The 2,768-nt window shown below is 73.1% G+C and carries 3 protein-coding genes; all 3 read right to left on the bottom strand.

Annotated features, from left to right (window positions below; translation table 11 throughout):
- Window positions 1-74 precede the first annotated feature (74 nt).
- The 3 genes from C1J00_RS41600 to C1J00_RS41610 all read right to left on the bottom strand — a co-directional run bounded on the left by C1J00_RS41600 (window position 75) and on the right by C1J00_RS41610 (window position 2,663).
- The gene (locus C1J00_RS41600) at window positions 75-941 is read right to left on the bottom strand and encodes an LLM class F420-dependent oxidoreductase (protein WP_102914002.1); all 867 of its coding nucleotides are present in this window, start codon (window positions 939-941) and stop codon (window positions 75-77) included.
- Between the two features lie 112 nt (window positions 942-1,053).
- Window positions 1,054-1,575: a heme-degrading domain-containing protein gene (locus tag C1J00_RS41605; RefSeq protein WP_102914003.1), complete on the bottom strand. Its 522-nt coding sequence runs from the start codon at window positions 1,573-1,575 to the stop codon at window positions 1,054-1,056.
- Window positions 1,572-2,663: a Gfo/Idh/MocA family protein gene (locus C1J00_RS41610; RefSeq protein ID WP_102914004.1), complete on the bottom strand. Its 1,092-nt coding sequence runs from the start codon at window positions 2,661-2,663 to the stop codon at window positions 1,572-1,574. Before C1J00_RS41610 ends, C1J00_RS41605 begins: the two co-directional genes overlap by 4 nt.
- Window positions 2,664-2,768: the final 105 nt, after the last annotated feature.

A 2,768-nucleotide genomic window follows, 5' to 3' on the forward strand; every position in this document is an offset into this window, starting at 1 on the left:
GGTGGGGGCTGCGGCTTGTTTTCGGCGGCGGGCTGTTGGTGGCCGGTCGCGCAGTTCCCCGCGCCCCTGAGAGGTCAGTCCAGCACTGAAGCCAGGTCGCGCCACGCCTTCCTCGGGAGGGTGTCGCGGGGTTCGCCGGTCAGGACCTGGAGGGCGACGTGGTCCGCGCCCGCTGCGAAGAAGGCGTCGATCCTGGTGCGGATCGCCTGGTCGTCCCCCCAGGCGAACAGGGCGTCGACCAGGCGGTCGCTGCCGCCGTCCGACAGGTCGTCCTCGGTGAAGCCGTGCCGGAGGAAGTTGTTGGTGTAGTTCGGCAGGGGGAGGTAGAGCTCCAGGAACTCGCGGGCCAGGGCGCGGGCGCGGACCGGGTCCGGCTCCGGGACGACGCCCAGCTCCGGCGCCAGCAGCGGGGCGTCGCCCAGGATCTCGCGGGCGTGCGCGGTGTGCTCCGGGGTGACCAGGTACGGGATCGAGCCCGCCGCCCGGTCGCGGGCCAGCCGCAGCGACTTCGGGCCCAGGGCGGCCAGGAGCCGGCGGTCCGACGGGACTCCGGCGGCGTCCAGGCCGTCGATGTGGCCGACCAGCGCCGAGTACGGGCGGGCGTACTGCTCCACCTGCTTGGCGTGGCTCACCCCGAGGCCCAGCAGGAAGCGCCCGGGGTGGGTCGACTCCAGGTCCGCGAAGGCCGTGGCGGCGGCGTCCGGCTCGTGCTGCCAGATGCTCTGGATGCTGGTGCCGACCGTGAGCGTCGAGGTCGCCTCGATCAGCGGGGCGGCGTTGGCGGCGGAGCTGTTGCCGCCCAGCCAGACGGCGCCGTAGCCGAGTTCCTCCAGTTCGGCGGCGGCCTCGGCGAGTTCGCCGCGCCGGTCCGGGTCCTCCGAGCGCAGGCCTGCGCTCCAGATGCCGTACCGGCCGACGGTCTCCTTCAGCGGGGTGGTCATGGGGTGGGGTCCCTCCGGTGGGCGCCGTTGTCGATCACGAGTACGCAGGTGCCAACCGGAGAGGGTCCCCGGTCATTCCGGGCTCATTCCGGGCTCACTCCGGGAACGGGAGTCAGCGGTCCAGGAACCGCTCCAGCGCCTCCACCACCAGCCGGTGGTCCTGCAGTTGCGGCAGCCCGGACACCGTCACCGCGCCGATCACGCCCACGCCCTCGACGGTGATCGGGAACGAGCCGCCGTGGGCCGCGTAGGTGTCGGGGTCGAGCCGCGAGGACTCCTCGAACGTGCTGCCCTTGGCGCGGAAGCGGGCACCCACCAGGTAGGAGGCGGAGCCGTAGCGCTCGACCACCCGGCGCTTGCGGGCGATCCAGGCGTCGTTGTCCGGGGTGGAGCCCGGCAGGGCCGCGTGGAACAGCTGCTGGCCGGAGCGGTGGATGTCGATGGCGACCGGGGCCTGCCGCTCCCGGGCCAGCTCGACGAGGAGCGAGCCGAGTGCCCAGGCGTCGTCGTGCGTGAACTGGCGGAACACCAGGTGGCGTTCCTGCTTCTCCAGCTCCTCCAGGCTCGGGGTGAGCTCCGGGTGGAACTTCGGGGTGAGCCCCTGGCTGTGGGAGGGGTTGCTCTTGTGGGTCACAGCGTCACCGTCACCTTCTCGCGGGCCGAACGACGGGCGGCCTCCAGTACGTCCAGGGCGGCGGCCGCCTCCCGTGCGGTCACCGGATTCGGGGCGCCCTCCAGCAGGGCCTTCGCCACGGCCGCATAGTAAGCCGGGTAGTCGCCCGGGAGGGTGGGTTCGGGGCGGCCGCCGCCGGTCACCGGGGACTCGCCGGAGCCGACGCGGCCCCACAGCGACTCGGGCTCCGAACCCCAGCCGGGGCCGGGGCGCAGGCCGTCCCGGAGCGCCGCCTCCTGGGGGTCGAGGCCGTACTTGACGTAACCGGCGGTGGAGCCCAGGACGCGGAAGCGGGGGCCGAGTTGGGCGGTCGTCGCGGAGACGTGGAGGTGGGAGCGGACGCCGCCGGTGTGCGTGATCGCGATGAAGGTGTCGTCGTCCGTCTCGGCGCCCGGGCGGCGGATGTCCGTCTCCGCGTAGACGGAGGCCGCCGGGCCGAAGAGGACCAGGGCCTGGTCCACGACATGGCTGCCGAGGTCGTAGAGCAGACCTCCGATCTCTGCCGGGTCGCCGGACTCGCGCCAGCCGCCCTTCGGCTTCGGACGCCAGCGCTCGAAGCGGGACTCGAACCGCCATACGTCGCCCAGCTCGCCCTCGGACAGCAGCTTGCGCAGGGTGAGGAAGTCGTTGTCCCAGCGGCGGTTCTGGAAGACGGAGAGGAGCAGCTCGCGCTCCTCGGCCAGGGCGGCCAGCTCTCGGGCCTCGGCCGCGGTGCCCGCGACGGGCTTGTCGACGACGACCGGCAGGCCGGCCTTCAGTGCGGTCGTCGCGAGCGGCACGTGCGTCTTGTTCGGGGACGCCACGACGATCAGGTCCAGCTCGGCGGCCCGGGCGAACAGCTCGTCCGGTGTGGCGGCGAGGCGTACGTCCGGGAACTCGGCACGGGCCTGCTGCTGCCGTTCCGGGTTCGAGGTGACCACCGTGTCGAGGGCGAGGCCCTCCGTGGCGGCGATCAGCGGGGCGTGGAAGACGGAGCCGGCGAGGCCGTAGCCGACGAGGCCGACGCGGAGGGGCGAGCCGGGGGCTGTGCCGAGGGGTGTGCCAGTCATGCCGTCCACTTTGGCAACGCTGTTGCCAAAGTGCAAGCGCCGGGGACAATGGGGGCGTGAACAGGGCGGACGAGCGTACGGGCGGAGTGAGCGGCATGCGCGGGG

Source organism: Streptomyces cahuitamycinicus, assembly GCF_002891435.1.
Taxonomy (GTDB): domain Bacteria; phylum Actinomycetota; class Actinomycetes; order Streptomycetales; family Streptomycetaceae; genus Streptomyces; species Streptomyces cahuitamycinicus.